Consider the following 21322-nt stretch of genomic DNA (forward strand, 5'->3'; position numbering starts at 1 on the left):
AATTTATGCTAAAAATTATTCAAAGTAATCAGCTTGAGCAGTTGTTTTCTCATTTATTGGACTATTATAAAACACCCAATGCAGGGCAGTCAGTGTTTGAGCCGTTTCATGTGATTGTGCCGTCCAAGGTGATGGGTGAGTGGCTCAAAAAACAAGTCGCTGACCAAGCAGGGATTAGCACGTTGGTGACGACTGAGTTTTGGGGGCGGTTTTATTGGGGCTTGATGCAACGGGTGTTACGCACTTATGCCCACTATCGTGAGGGTGTGCTGAGTGTGCCAGAGGTGGCGATGTTGTCACGGCGTGTCATGCAGTGGCAGATTTTTGGGTTTTTGATGCGGTATCAAGCCCAAATCATGGCAGATGAAAGCCACCCTTTATATGCGTTTGTATCGCCGTTATTGGAAGCCTCATCGCAAGCAACAGAAAAGCTTACCGAACAGCAATTGGCTGGGCTTGCCCCTGTTTCCCCCATTGACTCTGTTGCCAGTGAAAGACTGGGCGGTTTTAACAATCAATCCTTGGTGGCAAATCACGCCATCAGCGAGCAGGCTCATATCCGTAGCCAAGACCAACGCCTATGGCAGTTGGCGAGTGATATGGCAAGTATGCTCAATCGCTATATGACTTACCGACCCCAGTGGTTAGAGGCGTGGGGGCAAAATCAGCCGATTGCAGTGGTGGAGATGATACAGGCGAAGGACACGCTTCATAATCGGATGCAGGGGCGATTTGGTGACAATGCCGTGACCACGCCTGAGTGGTTGGTGGCTCATTATCAAGCGTTGGAGCAGGCACAGCGGTTTTTGTGGCGGACGTTGTTTGATGATGATTATCGCTACCGTAAGACATTGCAAGCCCAGTTTTGGCAAGCCTTTGAGGATAACGATGAGCGAATTGCCAAGCTGTGCCAAGAGAGATTGCCTAAGCAATTGATTTTATTTACCATTCAGCAGTTGCCTCCGAGTGAGTTGTTGGATTTACAAAAGTTGGGTAAATTGACCGATGTGGTGCTATTGCATTTTAACCCATCAGAGCAGTTTTGGGCGGATATTGTCGATAAAAATTGGCTAATGCAACAGCAGTTTGACCAACCGCAAAATTTATACCTTAAAGATTATGGGCATACTTTGCTTTCTCGCTTTGGTAAACAATCTCGTGAGGTGTTTGCCATGCTTGCCAATTTATCGGGGAATGAATATGGCGAGGTGATATGGCAGGATGATTTTATTGATAATCCCAATCCGCAGACCTTGCTTGCCCAGTTGCAACAAGATATTTTGATGTTGGAAGAAGGCAATACCAGTGAAAAAATTCACGAGATGTTAGCTTTTGAATCCAATGAGGCTAAAACTGCGGATAACACCACCCAACAAGCGTTACAAAAAATCCAACAACTTGGCTTGGCAAACAATCAAGCCTTTAACAAGATTTTGGCAAAATTAGAACAAGAATTTGCCAAAGAACCCAATCAACGTCAGTGGCAAGGCGAAAAATTAATTGATAGTAGTTTGTCAATTCACGCCTGTCATGGCATGGTACGCCAACTTGAAGTGCTACGCATGATGTTGGTGGGGTGGCTTAATGGTACGGATTTGCCAAAGGATTGTGTCAATCAAGAACAAGCCCAAGCCCAAGCAAAAAAACGCTCATTATCCGATATTTTGGTATTAGTGCCTGATATCGAAGCCCAACAAAATGTGATTGAGGCGATTTTCCCCAAAGGCGTAGGGGCGGATGGTTATAGTTTGCCTGCCAAGGTCACAGGGGTGGTGGGTAAAGAAATCAATCAACTTTGGCAAGCGATTGTCGGTTATTATCAACTGTTAAACCGCACAGGGGCGAGGTTTGCCAAAGCCGAGGTATTTGATTGGTTGATGTTGCCCCCTTTATACGAAAGTTTTGGGCTGACCCTTGAGCAGATGAGCCGAGGCTGTGAGCTGTTGACACAGGCAGGCTTTATCCGTGGTTTTGATGAAGCCCATTTACAACAAAATTTGCATACCGCCGATGACGATTATCGTTATAGTTTTGCTTTTGCGTTGGAGCGGTTGGTGGCGGGCGTGCTGATGCCTCATGCGTCTGGGGTGCAGTTTGGCGAATATGTCAATCGGCATGGTGAGCGTGAGCGTATCGCCCCATTGGACAGCGTCAGCATGAATGATGCCAGTGTGGTGGCGGTGTTGTGTCAGATTTATCAGACGTTGCACCAAAAACGTGATATGGGACAAATGACTGCCACGGTGGGCGAATGGCTGGACGAAATTGAGGCGTTGATTAAGGGTAATTTTGCCAGTTTTAACCAAACCAATGCTTGGTTGGCGATTTTTTCGGCACGCAATGAACTCAAAAATAACATCGAAGCCAATCAAAAGGCGAGCCAAAAACACGCCAGCCAACGCCCAGAGATTCTGCTATCGTATGAAGCCAGTGACGATACTGGGCAGTTACCGCTCAAGCTGAATTTTGTCCTTGAAAGTATCGCCGAACAACTGGTCAGCCAGCAAGTGAGTGCCGAGCCGTCTGGGGTGATTACCTTTGCTCGGATGGGGGCGGTGCGGAATTTGCCATATCCGTTGGTGGTGATGCTAAACTTAAACCTCACCGACTTTCCGCAACGTGAACCGCTTAATCGCTATAACCTCATTCAAGCAGGTCTGCCTGTGCGTGGCGATAGATTCCGAGAAGATGACGATTTGGGGGCGTTTTTGGATGCGTTGTTATGTGCCAAGCAAGCCTGTTGGCTGTTTTATAATGGCAGTAGTACCACCGACACCCATGAGCATTTACCTGCCAGCCCTGTGCAAGAGTTGTTGGATTTTTTACAAACTGAAGTGGCATGGCAAGACCAACAGGGTTTATTTGCGGTCAATGTGCCAACTATTGAAACCGCTAATGAGAACGACAGCGAAAGCGATGATAATAAAGATAAACACCAAATGGTTAGCCAATTTAGCCAAAAAGTTGAGCAGTATTTAGTCACCCATCACCCTGCCTTGCCGTTTGATAAACAGTATTTTGAATTAGGGCTAACGCAAAACGTAGAAACGTTACCTTTCGACAAGCTCAAGGCGAACGTCAGCCAAACCATTCAACTGGCAAAAACCAAACTATACCCCCCTGCACCGATTTGGCATGAGCTGTATCAACAATTAACCAGTGAAAATACCACGCCCCACACTGATAAAGTGACGATTTGGGGTAAAACCGCTCTGAAACATTGGCTGGCGATTTGGCAACAGGCTCGTTTGTCCATGACGGCGATGTCAACTGTTTCAACTGAATCAAATATGCCAAATACGGTAGAAGTCACGACTCACTATGAGCATTTGGGGCGTGTGGTCAGAGCCTTGCAAGACCCTGCCAAAGCCTTTGTGCAAGCCCAACAGATTTTTATTCCACCGACTGCTCAAGATGGCGGTTATCAAAATAGTATCGACAAAGAAACGGCATTAGAGCCTGTGGTGTTAGACCATTTATCTCGCTATCAGTTGAATAAATTGCTACTCGAACAGTTGTTGGACAGTCGCCATGATAGCCAAGTGGATGATGCCCAATCTTCGCCAGTCAATAGCTTGGCATTTAGTCAAGTGTTGCCTGCTGGGGTCAATCGTTACCAAAGCCTTATCCATGAACAACAGCAATTGACAGGGCATTTACGTCAGTTGGTCAGTCGTTTTGCCGAATTTGCCAGTGCGGATAATACGGATGGTGAGGCTAACGAAAACCATCAGCATGATTTAAGCGTGCTAAAACAACGTTTGCGGTCACAGTTTGTCGGTGTGACTGAAGAATTGCAACTTGAGCGTTTTATGGAGTTTATCACCCCTTGCCATGAACAACGCTTGGCGGTGAATATCTTGGCGTTGGACGCACAAGATGCTAACACCACAACGCCTAGCCAATCATATTGCCAACAACGTCTGGTATTAACGGCGGTATTGCCTGTGGCGGATGAACAGGCGAGTTATTGGTTTCAGTATTTGCCGTATAGTGGGCGAGAGAAATATTGGGTGCAGTTTTGGCTCAATCATTTGGCATGGCAAGTCGCTAGACGCACCACCTTGGCACAAGTGGCGGAAGATGATGGCTTTTCGCTATGGCAGTTTAGTCGGCAAAAAACGCTGTATTTACCTGCCATCGAGTGGCAAACTGCCGAAGCCCTGCTTCAAGATTGGCTGATGGTGTGGCAACTGCTCCAACAACAAGTGGTGATATTGCCACCCAGCACCAGTATGGCGTTTCTACAAGGGCAACGTGAGATACAGGATAAAGCACAAAATACTAAATCCAGTACAACACCATTAAACGATTTAACTAAGTCCATTAGCACATGGTTTAACACGGCTTATAACCAGTCACCGACAGTCGAAAATGCCGATTATGTGATTTGGCAGACGTTATTGGGTGATAAAAAACCCACGGTGATTTTGCCATTTTTGCAGATTTTAGGGGAATGGCTGTATCAGCCGTTATTGGATAATTTGGTGGATGTTTTTGCGGAATAATATCAAAACCAAAATTTAAACGATTATATTTTTTTGATTGGGAATATACATGACGACCCAAACCACAGTTTTACCCCCTGCCATTAGTTTACCATTGACAGGGCAACACTTGATTGAAGCCTCCGCAGGGACGGGCAAGACATGGACGCTGACTGGTGTGGTGCTACGCTTATTGGTGGAGGCAGGTTATCCTTGCGATAAAATTATCGCCACCACCTTTACACGCAGTGCGGCCGCCGAAATGCGTCAGCGTATCCGAGAGCGATTGCAGTCGTTTTATCGGTTGCTTCGCTTGATTCATAGCGAGGGTTTTATTGCTCCCACGGCTAAAGCAACGGATGACACTGATAACGCCACTAATTCCACAAGCAATGACGCACGTTATCAGGCATTTTGGGCGTGGTTAAATGAACGTGCTAAACGTATGAACCTTACCGAAAGCCTTGATGACCCCATTAATCATCATTTGATTGACTGGGTTGCTAAACAGGTGTTTCAGATTGGCGACAGTGAGCAACCCCAAAAGCAACTTCAAACCCAACAAGACCAAAGCCAAACCGAAAGTACCGATACGGATACAACGGAAAAATCAGCCAAATCGAGCAAATCAAACAAGCCGAATCGTCCGCCGACTGTGGATTTTCGTATCGCTTTGCAACGCACGAGCCTTGCCCTTAATCAGCTTGATAGGCTGTTTGTCAGTACCTTGGATAGTCTGTGCCAAAAGTGGCTACGAGAGTTTAGCAGTGAAACGGGCTTTTCGCCAGAGGTGCAGATTAGCAATGATGTGCAAGCCGTGGTGACAGGCATGATACATGACCAGTTGCGAGCGTTTTGGTCGCATATTGATGAGCTTGAGCCTCAAGTTTATCGCCTGATGCAAGCCACAGGCAAGCTATACGACACCGCAAGCTATGTCAAAGTGGTCGAAAAGGCGTTGACGTTCTACACCGCACCGATTGACACACTCCGCATTCACCCTGTGGATTTATCAGCGATACCTGCCCTAATGCAACGTATTGCCAATCGCCACGATGAGGCATTTAAGCCGTATTTGGACGCTGATTTTCGTATTAATCAAGGCATGGCAAAAGCCAAATGGCTACACAAAGGGCTGGCGAGTTTTGCCCAATTACAACAACAGCTTGCCAGTGGCGATGTGTTGGATTTGCTAAAATTAGCCGATGACCCGCTCAAACTGCTACTAGCCATCCATGAATTTGATAAAAACGATGACGGTTTTAACAGTAAAAAACAAGCCCAAGTTGAGGCGTTTCGAGCTGTGCCGATGGTGCAGGATTTGGTAAAACTTGCCAAAGCCAAATTGCAAATCGAACAGCATATTACCCAGCTTAATCAATATTTTACCCAGTTTATCGGTCGCTATGTGCGTGAGCAACTGCCTCAAGTGCTAGAAGCCCAACGTTTGACGACTTTTTCCTTACAGTTGGCACGCCTTAATCAAGCCCTTGCCAGTCAACAAGGCGAAGCGTTGGCTCGTTATATTCGCCACCAATACCCTGTGGCGTTGATTGATGAATCACAAGATATCAATACCGAACAGGCGTTGTTGATTAAACGGATTTATTTGGATGAAGCCGTGGCGGTAAGCGAGTTGGGTAAAAAGGTAGATAAGGATAAAACGGATAAACATAGCCAAAATAAAGGCTTTTTATTATTAGTCGGTGACCCAAAACAGGCGATTTATGGCTTTCGTGGTGGCGATGTGCATAATTACACCACGCTGAAACAACTGTTTCATACCAAGCCGTTGGCATTGACGCAAAATAGACGCTCATCCAAAGCCCTAATTGACAGCCTAAATGCGTGGTATGGCGTGGCAAATCAAGCTAATGATAATGAGGGTGATAATAATGATGATAAAAATAGCCTAAGCAAATATAACGAAACAACCGCCATTACCAGTGATTTTTTGGGGCAGGGGATTTATTATCAAGCGATTGAAGCCGTGCGAAAAGAAGCGAGTTTGGTTTTACAAACGGATGAAAATTCCCTTGAGCAACAAAAATCAATTCTTGATAATGAGGTGTTAGCCGAAAATGATATAGCCGAGCCTTTAACCGAGGCTACTTCAGATTTACCCACGTTTTATCAACTGCATATTCCGTATAAACAGCCGTTTCCCACAGAGGCTGATACAGCAGGGGAGGATACCGATAAAGCGATAGCGGATACCGATGTGGTTAGGTTTGAAAATGCGATTGTGGCGGAAATTTTGGCATTGTTTGACAATTCATCATTATCACTGGATAAGCGAGCGTTAAGCTTGTCGGATATCTGTGTATTGGCAGTGCGAAATAAAGAACTCGATAGCCTAGAACGTACGCTATTGGCTCATGGGATTGCCACCATTCGAGGGGGAAATCAAAGCGTCTTTAGCGACCGTATGGCACAGGATTTGCTCACTTTGATGGCGGTGCTACTCACGCCTTACCATCAAGCCAAGGTCAAAAGTTTACTGATGTCGGCATTTTTTCAGCTTAATTTGCAAGAAGCCAATGCGTTGCTTGAAAGTCAAGAGCCAAGCGAGGGTTCGCATATTAAGCAACTGCATTTTAATCAACTACAAGATATGTTGGTGCAAGCCAGTGAGTATTGGCAAAAAGAGGGGTTTTTGGTAGCGGTGCAGTGGTGGCTCAATCAGCCCCTTGCCGTTGGTTCAGAAACGATTGCGTTGAGTTTTTGGCAACGTTTGGCAAAAGATAGGGCAGGCGAGAGGTTATTGATAGATTTGCGTCAACTGTTGGATATTTTGGCACAGCGAAGCAATGGGCAATCGGCAGGGCAGGGGACAGGTGAATATCAGCTCTACGAATGGTATGAACGCCAAATCCAAACCCAACCCAAGGACGACTGGGCGATTCAACAACGCTTATCATCCGAGGTGGGCGTGCAACTGATGACCATTCACCAATCCAAAGGCTTGGAGTTTGCCGTGGTGTTTGTGGTGGGGTTAAGTGAGGCGATTTATACCAAAAAGCCCAATCAGCATTTATACCTTTATACCGATACCCATAATCAACAAAACAGCCAGCAAAACAACAGCTTGCTAACACGCCGACTGTCCCCCACAGCGACCAGTTGGCTCGATGGGGACATAGGTGGTGGGCAGGATTTTGACGACATCGAAAATCAAAGCCTATTTGAGGAGCGACTTCGCCTAATGTATGTGGCGGTGACACGGGCGAGAGAACGTCTGTATATCGTCACCCAAGCGAGAAATAGCAAAAGTTCAGGCATACCGCTCACCGCATTTGTCGAAGACTGTAAAGACTTTGTGGCGTTGGACGCACGCAAAGCAGTGCTTATGTTAAAAGATACAAATAGCCTAAGCAAATATTTAAACAAAGACCAGAAATTCACCACCAATCCATCGCAAAGTTTGGCAAATAACCTCATTACCAAAATCAACTATGCCGAATATCAGCAAGCCTTGACCCAACACGCCTTTGTCGGTTGGGCGAATACCAGTTTTACTGCTTTATCACGCTATGTCAACCATGATAAACAAGATAGCATGGTGCATGAGGCGGATTATGTTTATGAAGCGGACATTTTAGAAGTCGATAATTCATGGGAACAGGATGAACCATATCCAAACAATCCTATTGCTTATACCAATCTGCCAATCGAAATGGGTATTGAGCCAGTTCAATTTGACCCAATTAGCAATTCGACTGGAAATATTGAACCGAATTTTTCACCAAACTCTTCATCAAGTCAGCCATCAAATCTGCCATCAAATTTTCCACCCATATCAGATGACATGAATTATGCGGATATGCCGTTGGATATTTATGCGGATTTTGATAATGAGGGTAGGGGAGAAAGTCATGGTTTTGATACGGATGAGCCGAATTGGCAAATAGGTGAGCGTGACCTTAGCTATTTAAATGACAGCTATTTAAACGACAATTACCCCAATGACTATGATGATATGAATGGTTATGATATGGGTGGGATGGATTACTACGATGTTTATCAAGATTTTTCGTTTGTTGAACCCATGCCTATCCCTGAAATGCCGTTGGCTGGCGAGTTGCTGGAAATGGGCGTTCAGCAGTTGCCGACTGATGATGAGCAGAAGACTTTATTGCGGTTTAACTTTGAAAAAGGCACAAGTGCAGGGGTGTTTTTACATAAAGTATTGGAAGATTTGGCAAATAGTTGGCTCGAAGAAGAGGCGTTATTGCCCACGAATAGCGAGTGGCAACCGCCAAAACGTTGGGCGGTGGTGATTGATAGGGCATTGCGGAAACAGCAATTGCCAGAAATGTATTACTCCACCCTTGCCTCCAGTGAGGGGACTATCGGCAAGCTCGACACCACGGACGCACAAGACCCACGCCATCAGCTACAACCGCAATACCGTGCGTTAAGCGTATGGCTGAATGAAGTGATACACACGCCATTGGGGGCTTCGGCTCAACGCCCTGTGGATATCCGCCCTCAGCAAAAAATTGCCGAAATGGGATTTAGTATGCGTCTAAACGGTGAATTATCATTGACCGCATTGAATGAGCTATTTGCTGAGTATCATATTCCGTTGCAACTACAATCCCAACACAGCAAATCCGCCATTTGGCAATACCTAAAAGGCGAAATCGACTTGGTGTATCAACAGGATGATAAGTTTTATTTGGTTGATTATAAAAGTAATTATTTGGGCAATAACTTCCGAGAGTATGCCACCGACCGTCTTGTTAAAGCCATGAATGAGCATAGCTATTGGCTACAGGCAAGTATTTATCAAGTGGCTCTGCACCGCTATCTTCAGCTACGCCTGCCGAATTACGCCATTGAGCAACATTTGGGGGCAGTGGAATACGCCTTTATTCGTGGGATGTCGCCGTATGCCCATTTGGCAGAAATCGCAAACAAGGATAGCCTATTGCCAAATAATCTCGACATTGGCGGTGACATTCGTGGAGGGCTAGGGCGGTTGGTGTGGCAACCACCTGTAGACTTTATTTTGGCATTGGATAAATTATTTGGTTAAATGATAAAAAATTGGATAAAACTATGACAACGCAAGCCCCTCAAACGCAAAACATTAGCCCTTTTGCCGAGCAGTTGACCCAACTGACGGCATTTATTGAATTACGCCAAACCCAAAAACAGGCATTGACCACGGCTAAACTGCTCAATCATCAGATGAAAAATGGGAAAGATAATCGTTATGATGTTAATAAAAATAGCCTAAGCAAATATAAATTAATTTCACAACAACTAACACAAAAAAATGATGACGAATCTGATTATAGCCGTCAAGCCCTCAATAAACTGATGCGATTATTGGGCGAACAACTCAATGATGGACACACTATTTATACCCTGAATCCGACTACCGACCGCCAAATAAAATTGCTAAAACAATGGCAACAACAGGGCTGGATGACGGATTTGGTGAGTATTCATTTTAATAAAAACCAAGTCTTTAATAATATTGATATTGATAGGGCTTCGATGTCAAATGACGACAATTATATTGATAACAAGGCATTATCACAGGTCAATACGCCGATTGTCATGCAATCGTTTTTGACTGGGACGAATGATGAACAGGGTAGGGGGCTAACCACGATTTTTTGGTTACAGCGTCAATGGTATGCCGAAAAACGCCTTGCCAATCAGCTACTTGCGATTGCCACTCGACCTGTGCAAAGCCTAGCGATTAATGAAGATGATATAAATAATAATCATAAGGGTAATGAAAAAACTCAACCAAATCAACCCAATGCCGAACAGCAACAAGCCATCGACAAAGCCAGTCGTTATGGTTTAAGTATTATCACAGGCGGGCCGGGTACAGGCAAAACTTTTACTGTGGCTCAACTGGTCACTCGGCTACAACACGCCCATGACCGACAACGCCAAATTCAGCCAGATTTACCGCCATTGTCGATTGCATTGACCGCACCCACAGGTAAGGCAAGCCAACGAATGCAAGAGTCGCTTGCCAAAAGTTTGCAAGGCGAACCCATCAACCTTGACAATGCCAAGACCTTGCACCGTCTATTGGGTATTGGACAGGACGGCATACCACGCTATCATGCGGATAATCCATTGCCAGATGATTTGGTAATTGTCGATGAAGCCTCGATGTTGGGATTGGAACTCGCCAGCCTACTGGTCGATGCTATCAAGCCAACAGGACGGCTGATTTTATTGGGCGATGCCAATCAATTATCGGCAGTCGATGCAGGGGCAGTGTTGGCGGATTTGTGTGCGGTTGAGGTGTTACAGCCGTATCGCACCGAGTTGGTGGAATCCAAGCGGTTTGATAAAAACTCCGCCATTGGGCAATTAGCACTGGCGATTGTCAAGCCCATTGAACATTGGCTGGTAAATATGGGACAGATGATACCCTTGGAAAATGACACAGTATCGCCATTAGAAAAAGCCAAATCCGCCAAAATGCGTGCGGTTTATCGCTTACTTAAAAAACAAGCATTTGAGCCGACTGTGAAACCAAATCCAAATGCAGAAACCCATCAATCTTTAGCAAAATCATCGCTTGCCACTAATTCAACCAATCAACAAATTAGCCAAAAAATTAATAATAAACTACATGAAAATGCATTTTTCACCATCACGCCAGCCACGCATTTTAATCAAGTTTATCAACAGCTTGCCAAGCCGTATTACGATTTTTTTGCATTGTTAAAAGATTGGTATATTCAGCCACAAGACATCTTTGACGTTGAAGTTCGTCAGCAATTATTTGCCAGTTTTGACAGTTATCGGATTTTGACCGCAGGACATTTGGGGCAGTTGGGCAGTCAGATGTTAAACAAAAAAATGGCGACAGCATTCTTTAGATATACCGAATTGGTACGTGGACATGAGTTTTTTTATCATGGCTTACCGATTATGATAACCCATAATGATTATCAATTAGGTTTGTTTAATGGCGATATTGGCATTTGCGTGCAGACCAGTGACCAATCGCAGTGGGTGGTGTTCGCTGATAAAGTGATAGCGACCCACCGCCTTAGCCGTGATAGCTGTGAGCCTGCGTATGCCATGACCATTCATAAATCGCAAGGTTCAGAATTTGGTCATGTGGCGGTATGTCTTGATAGGGTACATGGGCGGTTATTGAGCCAAGAATTGATTTATACTGCCGTCACTCGTAGTAAAGGGCAATTTAGCCTGTTTAGCCAAACCAATGTACTTAGTCAAGCGATTTTACAAAAAGGTAATCGTCAAACGGGATTAAGTTTACAGTTTTAAGCATTTGTATTTGTAGGGGTGTAATGCTTACGCCCAGTTGAATATTTTGAATATTGAGCGTATTCAATACGCCCCTACAACTATAAATTTTTAGTATTTAGGATTAGATTTAGGTTCTATACAAGAAGAAAAAGCCCCTCTTTGCAAAAGAGGGGGGCGTGGGAGATTTAACTTAACGTCACTTTATTCTTTCAACGCATAAATTCCGGGCATATGACGCAGATAACCATGATAGTCCATACCACAGCCATACACGTAACGGTCAGCAACATCCAATCCAACAAAATCAACCGAAAAATCTTTTACTTTGCGGTCGTGGACTTTATTCAGCAATACACAAGTTTTGATGGATTTTGGATTTTCTTTTTTAAGCTCATCTACCACGGCTTTTAAGGTAATGCCTTCATCAAAAATATCATCAATCAGCAGAATATCCTCGCCAGCCAAGTTGACATCTGGTTTGAATTTCCATTCAAGCTCATTTGTGCCTTGGTTATTGCGATAGCGAGTGGCGTGGATATAGTACATACGATGGTAAAAGGTAAATTGGGTCAATAGTTGCCCTGCAGGAATCAGACCGCCATTCATCACCACCATCACGATGGGGTTTTGTCCTGTATAATGCAGATTGACACTGGCAGAAAGACGCTCATAGCCAGATTGTACTTCATTACGGCTAATCAAACATTCAGAGTTACGAAGGGCTTCTTCAATTTGTTGATTGGTAATAGCTTGGGGCATAATAAAAGCCTTTTTAGTTTTGAGATTGAAAAATTAATGGTTGATAGTATTTAGTAAAGCGTTCAAGGGATTCTTGGGGCATTTGTGGGATTAAACGATGTAATGCTACTTCCAACACTTTTTTGATGACTCCATCAGCAACAGGGATAGCGGTGCGTTTAAGCATATTGAGGCTTAATGTTTTGGTGAAATCTACCAAAAAATGTTCAAGACTTGCATGAGCAAGTTGGGTAAATAACCGAGTAAGGTTGTTTACTTCGGCTTTGCCAAGCCCTTGTTGTACCCTTGCCATACATGCCAATAGCTCGGTTGCTAGTTTATCATCAAGCGGTACACCAATACGGCGTTGACCTGTGGGGTCGGTGCATAAAACTTGTTTGTCAAAAAATTCAAAACTTGGCAAAACCTGCGAGTTTTTAGCAGGGCTTAATACGGTATTAATTAATTTATCTGTGGTGGTTTCTATGGTATGGCTGACTTTGATTAAATGGGCTTTTCGCTCAGAGTCATCAGGCAAAGACTCGATAAGCTTGACCAACATTACATCCAATAGCTCTTTATTGGTCAAGTGTGTGATTTTATCACGATAAATATCATAGCGTTCTGGAACATTATCGTGATTAGAGGATTGCTTGGCAATCAAAGCGTAAGCCGTATCAATGGTTTGGCGTAGTTCGGAGGAGGGCAAAAAGCCAAAATAATAAGTCATAATAATTGATGAGTTATCACAAGGGAAATTTAGCAAATTAGTTTACGGTGTATGAGAAATTTAGGCAAGTAGATTTATATTTTTATACAAAATGCTGTTTTAATATAAAAAAATAAGCATTATGGTGAATGTTTATGCCCAATATTTCAACGTCCCAGCCCCCTCATTACAAAAGAGGGAGCTTATACTAATCAAAAATCAATCGTTACCCAACCATTTTCCAACCAATCCGCTACGTCATCAAGGTTCACGCCAGCCGATTCAATATCAGCTTGGTTTAACATATCACCATTTGCCAGTTGTTTAAGTAAGGCTTGGGCATTCGGCTCGATATCTTCATCACTAATGGCTTCACCATTGATATACAATGTTTCATTATCATACACCATACGACTGGCTAAGTCTTGGCAAATCACCGCACCGTCTTGCAAGCTGTCAGCGATTTCTTCCTCGCTCATCACTTCCCCTGGCAACAGCAAGTCATATTGGCGTTTGCTAACGGTTTCCATCACAGTTTGATGGATTAAGTCATCGCCCATATCGGATTGTAAAAGCTCAATCAACTGGAGTTTGATATCGTCAATACTTGCTTGTGACACCTCGCCAGCACGAGTTAACGGTTGAGCGATTTTTAGTGGAATCGCTAGTTTATCAAGATGGGTCGCCACATCTGCCAAATTATCAAGCAAAGCTAGGGGGGAGGGACGGCGACAACCAAACGAGAAGGTCAAGCAGTCATCCACCGCCACGCCATAATGCGATAGATTGGTCGGTACATACAGTACATCACCTGCCTCAAGCACTGCATCAAATACCAATTCGCCCATATCATCCATCAAGCGAATCGGTTGCCCTGTCAAAAACTCGGTGGTTTCATCACAATATTTACCCAGTTGCCAATGGCGAGAGCCATAGCCTTGAGCCAAGAAAACATCATAATTATCATAATGTTTGCCCACGCTACCGCCTTTGGGGGCGTAGGATACCATGATATCATCACGTTGCCATTGTGGGATAAAGTCAAAGGCGTGCCACAGGTTTGCTAATTCTGGCGACCATTGCTCCATGTTTTGTACCAACACTGTCCAGTGATTTGGTAGGTGGTCAAAATCTTTTGGTTTAAAAGGGCTGGTTTTTAATGCCCATTTCCCATCTTTTTCGGTGATGAGGCGAGCTGTGGCGTCTTCGTCTTGTGCCAAATCAATGATATCAGTAGGTTCAAACATACCGACCAATTGCGGTAAGCCATTTTTGATAAGTAGGGGCTTTTTTTGCCAATATTCTGCTAAAAATTGTTCAGCAGTAAAGGGTGGGGGTAAACAATAATTTTTTTTCATGGTAAATTCTGTGATTTGGTTAATTTGAAAAAATAAAGAATCAAAACTAAATTTCTTGCTGATAGTGCATTTGAAGCGTGGGTTTAAGGGTGCAAAATAAACGTAAGGTAGCCTGAAAGGTTCTTAAGCTACCTTTAGAGTTTCTGAAAGTGATAAATTATAGTAGATTTTTAATTTTAATTCACTATAGCTTTAAAAATACGACTTGCGTCTATTATTGAACAATAACAGCCAAATCTGAAAGTTTGTCAATAAAAATATCATCATGATTATTCATCGCTTTATTACAAAAATAAGTTTCTCCAGCACTATATTCTAGTTCATTATTCCACATTTTATATAAAGAGGTTTGCCAACCCGTGTAGCCACCATAACTGTTTTTTGCATTCACATTAACACATACAGCATAAAAAGCTTTTCCTTTCACGCTTGATATGCGTCTTTCTAATTTGTCATTTATTGAGTAATTATTAAAAATTTCAAAGGTTTTTTTAGGTGGCATAATAATTTTAATTTTCGCACTATCGTAATCTAATAAACGATTTTGCAAATCTTGGTGAATACGTTGTTCATAATCTTTCGGATAACTACCATAATCCGTTGATTTAATTTTCGACATGGTAAAGGTGGTATTGCTATGTTGTACAGGCTGACTTGCACACCCTGCCAACGATAATGCCACAAGAAAACTAAAATACATTGTTGCTTTCATTTTATGCTCCAAATTAAGTTTGTAAAATATAATGGTATTATAAGCTAACACAAACTATTTGTTTAAAAATATTTTACGAACCGCTTGCTAACATCCTGACATAAAAACTATCGATGGTTTGTGTTGAGTCTCATACTTCGACCCAACCTACAAATGCCCTTTATCAAAATAATTAAAATCCTGTGCGAAATAACGTCCCTGTCACTACAAAGGCGATTGCTAGGGTCACTATCATCAAAATATGGGCAATAAAAATTGAGCGAAATTTAGCATTCATCAAATCTTTTTTGACCTTAGGAATTATCCATAATTGGGCAGATAGGGCGGTAACAATCGTCAAAGCAAGCCATGTGAGTTTTAGCGTGAGCAACACCGCAATGGGGTTTTGATGGTTAGTAATCATCGACCATTGGGGCAATAATAGACCTGCCATTTTTAGCCCTGTGATGACTTGAATGATTAACGCCGACATTCCCAATCGCTCAAAACTGGCTTCAAAATCCAAAATCCGCTGGCTACTGTGTTCTCGAATGGCTTTTGGCAACACCGCCACCGCAAGATAAATATGCCCACCGACCCACACGCACGCCCCCAATATATGTAAAAATAATAGCCAAAAGTTCATATTTACCCCACATAGCTGTTACCAATGGTTTTATCATAGCCGAAAACTGCTGAATTTGTAAGACATGCTTGACTTTGTTTCAGCCTATTTTTACTATGGCAGTATCGCCAGACTGCACACATTTTAAGGAGGGATGCTATGAATTTTCAAGAATACACCCAATACGATGCTATGGGACTTGCCGAACTCATCAAAAAAGGCGAGGTATCTGCCAAAGAAGTGTTGCAGTCTGCCATTGACCGAGCCAATTTGTTAAACCCCAACCTTAACGCCATTATTCACCGTTTTGACGAAAAAGCCCTTGCCAATGCCAATCAATTACCCAATGGCGTGTTTACAGGTGTGCCGTATTTGCTCAAAGACTTGCTATATGAATACGCAGGCGAACCGCTAAAAATGGGAAGCCGAAGCATCAACGTCACCCCCACCAAAGATAACGAAATCGTTAAACGCATGAAAGCCACAGGCGTGAATACCTTTGGCAAGACCAATACGCCAGAATTTGGCTTAATCATCACCACCGAACCCAAATCTTTTGGGGCGACCCACAATCCCCACAAGCACGGCTATAGCACAGGTGGCTCATCGGGTGGTAGTGCCTGCGTAGTCGCTAGTGGTATCGTACCAATGGCAGGCGGTGGAGATGGCGGTGGCTCGATTCGCTTTCCTGCCTCATGGTGTGGGGTGTTTGGCTTAAAGCCGACCAGTGGGCGTACGCCATTATCCTCGGTATTGGGGGAAGATTGGAATGGAGCGGTCGCCAATCATGTGATTACTCGTTCAGTGCGTGACAGTGCGTTAATGCTCGATGCAATTAGTGGTCGAGAAATCGGCTCGCCGTATGTGATTGGCGATAGCGGTAACCATTCATTTTATCACGCCAGCCAAACAGCCCCAAAACCGCTCAGAATCGCTTTGCATAAAAAACCGCTCATTACCAATACCGAGATTCATCCAGATGTCATGGCAACGCTTGAGCAAACTGCCAAACGCCTAGCGGATATGGGGCATATTGTCGAGGAAGCCGACCCTAATATTGATATTCATCGGATGTGGCAAGATTTTTTGTATGTGGTCGCCAGTCATACCGCTCATACCATTGATGATATTGCTCGTACACATGGTAAACAGCATATCAACAACCTCGAACCACAAACCTATAATATCGCCATGCTAGGGCGTTCGCTGTCGGCAGTGGATTTATTAAATGCCAAACAAGGTTGGCAAAGTGTCCGCTATCATACCGATGTGTTGCTATCGCAATATGATGTCATCCTATGTCCGACCGTCCCCACGCCAGCCGTTCCGTTGGGTATTTTGCCACCCAAAGCCTTTGATGAAACCATGATGAAGGTCAGTAACCCCTTTAAATTGGGTAAATTATTGCTCAAATCAGGTATGGTGGAAAAGCTCAGTCATCCTGTCCAGTCCAAGATGGCATTTACCATGCTTGCCAATATCACTGGCATGCCTGCGATGTCTGTACCGCTTGGCATGAGTGGTGATGGCTTGCCGATTGGGATGCAGTTTATAGCACGGCTCAATGATGAAGCCACGCTGTATAGCCTAGCAGGGCAAATGGAAAGGGCAGGGTGGTTTACTGATTTAAGTGGGTTGTTAAGCTAACCATAGTAAATCAAAACCAAAATAAGATAAAGTAGCGTGGGTTAGCCATTTTTTTGGCGTAACCCACGGAATTTAAATGTATAATTTTGAACTTGAATGACGATAATGTGATGATTAAGTGTGTTTAAGCTAGCAATAAAAAATCAAGAAACACATTATGAAACATATTTAACCCATCAGTTTGACAATTTATTTGATATTCTTAGCTCGGTTGTTTATATTAAAAAGCCACAAGGAAACGATAAATTCCCACAACAGGGAATCACCAAAGGAAGGTAAACCATGACAGCAATTCTTAATCAACACGACATCTATCAACAAGCTGACAACGCTTACGGATATCCACTCCTCATCAAAAGCCTTTTGACTCGAGCAAGAGCTGTATCTGGCAATAAATATATCCATTATGCCGATAAAATGTCTTATACCTACAATGACTTTTTTAAACGTATCTGTCGCCTTGCCAACGTGCTAAAGGGCTTGGGCTTGCAAAAGGGCGATGTCGTTGCGGTAATGGATTGGGACACGCATCGTTATTTGGAATGTTATTTTGCCATTCCCATGTGTGGCTATGTGCTACAAACCGTCAACGTGCGACTGTCCGAAGACAAAGTGCTTTATACCATCAATCATGCCAAACCCAAAGCATTGCTACTCAATTCAGAATTTTCACCGATGATAAAAAGCCATACCGAAGATGCTCCCTCTATCGAGCATGTGATTTGGTTGGATGATAATGGTATTGCCAAACCTGAGTATGCCAAAGGCGAATATGAAGCCATGCTTGCCGATGCCAGTGATAGCTATGAGTTTGAAGATTTTGATGAAAACACCATCGCCACGACTTTTTATACCAGTGGCACGACAGGCAATCCAAAAGGCGTATTTTTTACCCATCGACAAATTGTGATGAATTCTTTGGTAGTCGCCACCGCCAATGCGTTAAACAATGAAGGGCAGGGGCTACGCTATAGTGATGTGTATATGCCAATGACCCCGATGTTCCATGTCCATGCGTGGGGAATGCCGTATGTCGCCACCATGATTGGCTTGACCCAAATCTATCCAGGGCGATACCTACCTTCAGCGTTAATGGACTTGATTGCAAAACATGGTGTCAGTGTCACCCATTGCGTACCTGCGATTTTACAAATGTTATTGGCAGAAAATACCCAACGCAATAGCAATTTTAACGGTTTAAAAATGATTATTGGTGGCTCAAAACTCAATGAAGGGCTTGCCAAAATGGCACTCGAAAACGGCATTGAAGTCTTGAGTGGCTATGGTATGTCCGAAACCTGTCCTGTACTTAGTATTAGCGTATTTGACGAAACGAGCAAAGAGTTATCGCTTGATGAGCAAGTTAAAATGCGTTGTATGACAGGTAAGCCTGTATTACTGGTCGATATGCAAATATGGCATAATGGCGAAGTCATGCCACATGATGGCAAGTCAACAGGCGAAATCGTGGTGCGTAGCCCTTGGCTCACCCAAAGCTACTATAAAAATCAAGATGCAGGTCGAGAGCTTTGGGAAGGGGGCTATCTGCATACCCAAGATATCGGCTTTATTGATGAAAATGGTAATATTAAAATTACTGACCGCCTAAAAGATGTGATTAAATCGGGTGGTGAGTGGATTTCATCCTTAGAAATCGAAACCATCTTGTCATTGCACCCAAGCGTTGCAGATATTGCAGTGATTGGCATACCTGATGAGCGTTGGGGTGAGCGTCCATTGGCATTGGTGGTATTAAAGCCAACGCATCAAGACACCACAGCGGATGATATTATCGCTATCGCTCAACAAGCCTTTGAAAAAGGTCATATCCCCAAATATGGCATTCCTAATGACTTGAAATTTGTCAATGAACTACCCAAAACCAGTGTTGGTAAAATTGATAAAAAAGTCATTCGTCAACACTATGCCGAAGGGTTGTTTGCTTAATACCCTTAGAAGATAACAGTAAATCATACAAAGCCAAATTTCAGAGTTTGGCTTTGTATTTGTATTTGTATTTGTATTTGTATTTGTATTTTTAGTTCACTTACATTTATGCTGATATTTGTTTAGAAAAATCATTCTTCTAGAATACATGAATAAAAGCTCAGAAATCAAACCACACTTGTTGGTATTGGATAATAAACATAATTAGGAATATCAAGTATGAGAAAATCGGTTTTGTTAGCAATCTTTTTAATCAACTCTAGCTTGATTGCGAACCCTAGTTTTGCGATAGATAAATCTCAAGAAGATATTGGTATTCAATGCGATAATTTAGCAGCTCAACCTTTAAATTCAGATAACCCTGCTAATGTGAAAGGTGTTGAAATTGAAGAAATAGAGAGTAAGCAAGCTATTGTTGTATGTCAAGATGCCATTAATGATTATCCAAACATCCTACGCTATCAATATAATCTTGCCCGTGTTTGGGATGCAGATGAGCAGTATGATAAAGCATATAAATCGTACTTAATGTTAGCAAATCAAGGATATAGTGCAGCCCAACTGGGATTGGGGGTTTTATACCATCATGGAAGTGGCGTTAAACAATCCTATAAGGAAGCCATGAAATGGTATCAAAAGTCTGCTAGTCAACATCACCCCATTGCATTTCATAACATTGCAGTTTTATATTTTTATGGGGATGGTGTTCCTCAATCTTATAAAAATGCTTACACTTGGTTTTTGAAGGCGGCAGAAGGTGGGTATCCTGATGCACAATATCAAGTTGGTGAGATGTATGCAGACGGAAATGGTGTCACTGCCTCACCACAGAAAGCTGAATACTGGTTAACTAAAGCTGCTGAAAATGGCTTAGAGTCTTCTTATTATGAATTAGGATATAAATTTGATAATGGCGATGGTGTGCCTCAATCTTATGAAAAAGCGTTTAGATGGTATGAAGCAGCGATAAAGCAAGAAAATCCATCTGCATATAACAATCTAGCTCTTCTGTATATGAATGGTAAAGGTGTACCTCAATCTTACGCAAAAGCAAAAACTTATTTTGAAAAAGCACTTGAATTAGGTAATGAAAAAGGTGCCTATAATCTAGCCTTAATGTACCAAAACGGGAAGGGTGTTCCTCAATCATCTAATAAAGCAGTATATTATTACAAAATTGCGGTAGCTGCTGGTGATGCATCATCTCAAACTAATTTAGGCAGAATTTACGAAAAGGGTGATGGAGTCAAACAATCTTATAAGGAAGCATTTCGATTAACCAAGCTTGCCGCTGAACAAGATGATGAAGTAGCTCTATACAACCTTGCTTATTATTATGAAAACGGTATGGGTACGAAAAAATCTCTCAAAAAAGGCGTTGAGTTTTATCAAAAATCTGCTGAGTTAGGCTATAGGGATGCTTTTAATAATCTTGGTGTCATGTATAAAAACGGTGAAGGCGTAATAAAGTCATACCAAAAAGCTTTTGAGAATTTCCAGATTGCGGCAAATAGAAATAATGCCAAGGCTCAGGCGAATCTTGCAGATTTATATTTAGCAGGCGATGGCGTAAGTCAATCCAATGAGAAAGCTATTTATTGGTATAAGAGAAGTGCTGAAAATGGCTATGATTATGCCAAAGAACAATTAGATTCACTAAAAAAGTAGCTATTTTTAAAATAAACCAATGGAAGCAATTACAGATAACTGCAAATCTTTGATTGATTTGCAGCCTAGTTCTTTTATGAACTTAATCACTGGTGATAATTATTTAACATAATATACATTATGCGAAGTTTAAAATAGCCTTTTTAAAAAAAGTCAAAAAATAAAAACCACGAAAAACCGAAAAACTATTTA

The 21322-nt window shown here is 42.8% G+C and carries 11 protein-coding genes; 6 read left to right on the top strand and 5 right to left on the bottom strand.

Annotated features, from left to right (window positions below; translation table 11 throughout):
- Positions 1–5: 5 nt before the first annotated feature.
- Genes ACK1U4_RS01845 through recD form a run of 3 tightly spaced genes read left to right on the top strand, consistent with a single transcriptional unit; the run spans position 6 to position 11765 of the window.
- Positions 6–4508, top strand: coding sequence for an exodeoxyribonuclease V subunit gamma (locus tag ACK1U4_RS01845; RefSeq protein WP_419401493.1), 4503 nt, complete (start codon positions 6–8; stop codon positions 4506–4508).
- Between the two features lie 49 nt (positions 4509–4557).
- Positions 4558–9528 (top strand): UvrD-helicase domain-containing protein, encoded by a 4971-nt coding sequence (locus ACK1U4_RS01850; RefSeq protein WP_419401492.1) that lies wholly within the window; start codon positions 4558–4560, stop codon positions 9526–9528.
- Between the two features lie 23 nt (positions 9529–9551).
- Complete coding sequence (gene recD / locus ACK1U4_RS01855) at positions 9552–11765, top strand: exodeoxyribonuclease V subunit alpha (protein ID WP_419401491.1); 2214 nt, start codon at positions 9552–9554, stop codon at positions 11763–11765.
- Positions 11766–11948: 183 nt separating this feature from the next.
- On the opposite strand, the gene ACK1U4_RS01860 is transcribed toward recD, so the two are convergent.
- The 5 genes from ACK1U4_RS01860 to ACK1U4_RS01880 all read right to left on the bottom strand — a co-directional run bounded on the left by ACK1U4_RS01860 (position 11949) and on the right by ACK1U4_RS01880 (position 15889).
- Entirely contained in the window at positions 11949–12506 is a 558-nt protein-coding gene (locus ACK1U4_RS01860) for a hypoxanthine-guanine phosphoribosyltransferase (RefSeq protein ID WP_419401490.1), read from the bottom strand.
- A gap of 13 nt (positions 12507–12519) precedes the next feature.
- Positions 12520–13215, bottom strand: coding sequence for a hypothetical protein (locus ACK1U4_RS01865; RefSeq protein WP_419401489.1), 696 nt, complete (start codon positions 13213–13215; stop codon positions 12520–12522).
- Positions 13216–13406: 191 nt separating this feature from the next.
- Positions 13407–14552, bottom strand: a complete 1146-nt coding sequence (locus ACK1U4_RS01870; RefSeq protein WP_419401488.1) for a JmjC domain-containing protein — start codon at positions 14550–14552, stop codon at positions 13407–13409.
- A gap of 214 nt (positions 14553–14766) precedes the next feature.
- Positions 14767–15264, bottom strand: a complete 498-nt coding sequence (locus ACK1U4_RS01875) for a hypothetical protein (RefSeq protein WP_419401487.1) — start codon at positions 15262–15264, stop codon at positions 14767–14769.
- A gap of 172 nt (positions 15265–15436) precedes the next feature.
- Positions 15437–15889 (bottom strand): hypothetical protein, encoded by a 453-nt coding sequence (locus ACK1U4_RS01880; RefSeq protein ID WP_419401486.1) that lies wholly within the window; start codon positions 15887–15889, stop codon positions 15437–15439.
- A gap of 138 nt (positions 15890–16027) precedes the next feature.
- Here ACK1U4_RS01880 and ACK1U4_RS01885 point away from each other — a divergent pair, with 138 nt between their 5' ends.
- The 3 genes from ACK1U4_RS01885 to ACK1U4_RS01895 all read left to right on the top strand — a co-directional run bounded on the left by ACK1U4_RS01885 (position 16028) and on the right by ACK1U4_RS01895 (position 21130).
- Positions 16028–17515: an amidase gene (locus ACK1U4_RS01885; RefSeq protein ID WP_419401485.1), complete on the top strand. Its 1488-nt coding sequence runs from the start codon at positions 16028–16030 to the stop codon at positions 17513–17515.
- 282 nt (positions 17516–17797) lie between these two features.
- Positions 17798–19462, top strand: coding sequence for a fatty acid--CoA ligase (locus tag ACK1U4_RS01890; protein WP_419401484.1), 1665 nt, complete (start codon positions 17798–17800; stop codon positions 19460–19462).
- A gap of 219 nt (positions 19463–19681) precedes the next feature.
- Positions 19682–21130, top strand: coding sequence for a tetratricopeptide repeat protein (locus tag ACK1U4_RS01895; protein WP_419401483.1), 1449 nt, complete (start codon positions 19682–19684; stop codon positions 21128–21130).
- Positions 21131–21322 lie beyond the last annotated feature (192 nt).

Origin of the sequence: Moraxella sp. TY6, from assembly GCF_048551375.1 — a bacterium.
Lineage (GTDB): Bacteria > Pseudomonadota > Gammaproteobacteria > Pseudomonadales > Moraxellaceae > Faucicola.

Bases quoted from the DNA above. Each gene is read 5' to 3' on its own strand.
- ACK1U4_RS01845 (WP_419401493.1), top strand. From the start codon at position 6: ATGCTAAAAATTATTCAAAGTAATCAGCTTGAGCAGTTGTTTTCTCAT.
- ACK1U4_RS01850 (WP_419401492.1), top strand. From the start codon at position 4,558: ATGACGACCCAAACCACAGTTTTACCCCCTGCCATTAGTTTACCATTG.
- recD (WP_419401491.1), top strand. From the start codon at position 9,552: ATGACAACGCAAGCCCCTCAAACGCAAAACATTAGCCCTTTTGCCGAG.
- ACK1U4_RS01860 (WP_419401490.1), bottom strand. From the start codon at position 12,506: ATGCCCCAAGCTATTACCAATCAACAAATTGAAGAAGCCCTTCGTAAC.
- ACK1U4_RS01865 (WP_419401489.1), bottom strand. From the start codon at position 13,215: ATGACTTATTATTTTGGCTTTTTGCCCTCCTCCGAACTACGCCAAACC.
- ACK1U4_RS01870 (WP_419401488.1), bottom strand. From the start codon at position 14,552: ATGAAAAAAAATTATTGTTTACCCCCACCCTTTACTGCTGAACAATTT.
- ACK1U4_RS01875 (WP_419401487.1), bottom strand. From the start codon at position 15,264: ATGAAAGCAACAATGTATTTTAGTTTTCTTGTGGCATTATCGTTGGCA.
- ACK1U4_RS01880 (WP_419401486.1), bottom strand. From the start codon at position 15,889: ATGAACTTTTGGCTATTATTTTTACATATATTGGGGGCGTGCGTGTGG.
- ACK1U4_RS01885 (WP_419401485.1), top strand. From the start codon at position 16,028: ATGAATTTTCAAGAATACACCCAATACGATGCTATGGGACTTGCCGAA.
- ACK1U4_RS01890 (WP_419401484.1), top strand. From the start codon at position 17,798: ATGACAGCAATTCTTAATCAACACGACATCTATCAACAAGCTGACAAC.
- ACK1U4_RS01895 (WP_419401483.1), top strand. From the start codon at position 19,682: ATGAGAAAATCGGTTTTGTTAGCAATCTTTTTAATCAACTCTAGCTTG.